We start from the raw sequence: 1903 nt of genomic DNA on the forward strand, positions 1-1903 counted from the left end.
AGGGGTGTCCCTCCTCTGGCAGGTCGTCTGGCTGCTTCTCTGGTTCTTCCGGCTGGCGCTGCTGGGCCGGATCGTCATCGAGTTCGTCCGCGTCTTCGCCAAGACCTGGCGGCCGGCCGGTGCGCCGGCCGTGGCGATGGACGGGTCAGCGTCCGGTGCGGCCTCCGGCGTAGGCCGGGCGGGTGCCGGCGTAGCCGGCGTACTCCGGCTCGTAGTCGGTCAGCTCGGGCATCTCGGTGTCCGGCGGGAGCAGCATGAACACCTTGGTGGTCACCTTGTCGATCGACCCGCGGAGGGCGAACGCGAGCCCGGCGGCGAAGTCGACCAGCCGGCGCGCGCCGGTGTCGTCCATCTCGGTCATGTCGAGGATGACCGGCTTGCCCTCGCGGAACTTCTCACCGATGATCCGCGCTTCGCTGAACCCGGTCAGCTTCACGGTGACCGGGCGGATCGCACCGGTCGACTCGGCGTAGTCGCGACGCGCCTCCGGGCGGGCCTGCACGGCCAGCGCTCCCTGCGTGACGGGCGGCTCGTAGGCCGGCACCGACCGCGGGGCGGTCTGGTAGGGCGACTGCCGACCGTGGTCGTAGCGGTCGTCGTACTCGGGCTCCCGATCGTGCTCGTAACCCTCCGGGTAGGCCCCGTCGTGGTACTGGCCGTCCGGGTACTCCTCGCCGTACTCGTCCCGGCGGCCGTCCTCCGGCATCAGCCCGAGGAACGCGCCCACCTTGCGCCACGATCCCATGTCCCGATCCTTCCCCTGCTGACCACTGCTTGCCAAACTGCTGCCACGCGAACGATTTCCACGCCTGCCGGTGAGGCTATCCCCGATCGGGGGGGCGAATGTGGCGCGACACACCCTTGATCGACACGTCCTGGTCGCCGGCCGGGCCGATCGTCATGACGCCGCCGGGGTGCGCCAGATCACTCCGGCCAACCGCCCCGTCGGCGCGCCGCGCCGGTGGCTGTACAGCTCGGAATCCTCGTAGGTGCAACGGGAGTCGACCTGGACCGCGGACACGCCGGCGGCCAGCAACTGGCGTCGCAGGCCGGCCCGGAGGTCGAGCCCCGGCGTGCCGCGGGCGGTCAGCACCGCCGACCCCGACAACGTTCGCTCGACCTCGTCCCGCATGCCGGCCGGCACCTCGTAGCAACGGCCGCAGATGCCCGGGCCCAGCTGCACGGAGACGTCCGGGACCGCCGCGCCGACCTGCACCATGGCGTCGAGCAGGCGGCCCGCGATGCCGGCGGCGGCGCCCCGGCGCCCGGCGTGCGCGGCGCCGATCACGCCCGCCCGCTCGTCCCGGGCGAGGATCGGCACGCAGTCGGCCGCGAGCACCCCGAGAGCGACCCCGGGGACGGCGGTGACGATGCCGTCGCACTCCCCCGGCGGGTCGTCACCGGGCCGGCCGACCGTCCGGACCAGTGCGCTGTGCACCTGGTCCATCCAGACGAACCGCCCGGCCGGCAGGCCGACCCGCTCGGCCAGCACCGTCCGGTTCACCCGGACCGCCGCGGGATCGTCGCCGACCGCTCCGCCGAGGTTGAACTCGTCGTAGGGCGCGACGGAGACACCCCCGCGCCGGGTCGTGAACAGGGTTCCGATCACCGGCGCGGGGGTGTGGCCGTGGGCCGAGCCATGGGCACGGACGGCGCGGTCAGCGCTTCATGAACGACGGCACGTCGACGTCGTCGTCGTCCAGATCGACGGCCGGGCGACCGCGGCCCGCCGGCGCGGCACCCTGGTGCGCCGGCGGCTGCGCCGGGTACCGGCCCGGCGCCTGCTGCTGGTAGGCCGGCGCGGTGCCCCGGGCCGGCGGCGGCGGGGTGGCGGCGTACTGCGGCTGCGGGGCCGCGTACTGGGGCTGCGGCGGCTCGACCCGCTGCGGGTGCGAGGAGAAGC

General features: G+C 74.2%; 2 protein-coding genes and 1 pseudogene. All 3 read right to left on the reverse strand.

From position 1 onward, the window contains the following. Positions 1-145 precede the first annotated feature (145 nt). On the reverse strand, positions 146-745 hold the full coding sequence (locus ACOJUF_RS03710) for a cell division protein SepF (protein WP_420120518.1): 600 nt from the start codon (positions 743-745) through the stop codon (positions 146-148). 153 nt (positions 746-898) lie between these two features. Further along, positions 899-1609, reverse strand: coding sequence for a peptidoglycan editing factor PgeF (pgeF, locus tag ACOJUF_RS03715; RefSeq protein ID WP_420120519.1), 711 nt, complete (start codon positions 1607-1609; stop codon positions 899-901). 49 nt (positions 1610-1658) lie between these two features. Further along, a pseudogene (locus tag ACOJUF_RS03720) lies at positions 1659-1903 on the reverse strand (cell division protein FtsZ); the annotation flags it as partial.

Source organism: Nakamurella sp. (assembly GCF_048594475.1).
Lineage (GTDB): Bacteria > Actinomycetota > Actinomycetes > Mycobacteriales > Nakamurellaceae > Nakamurella.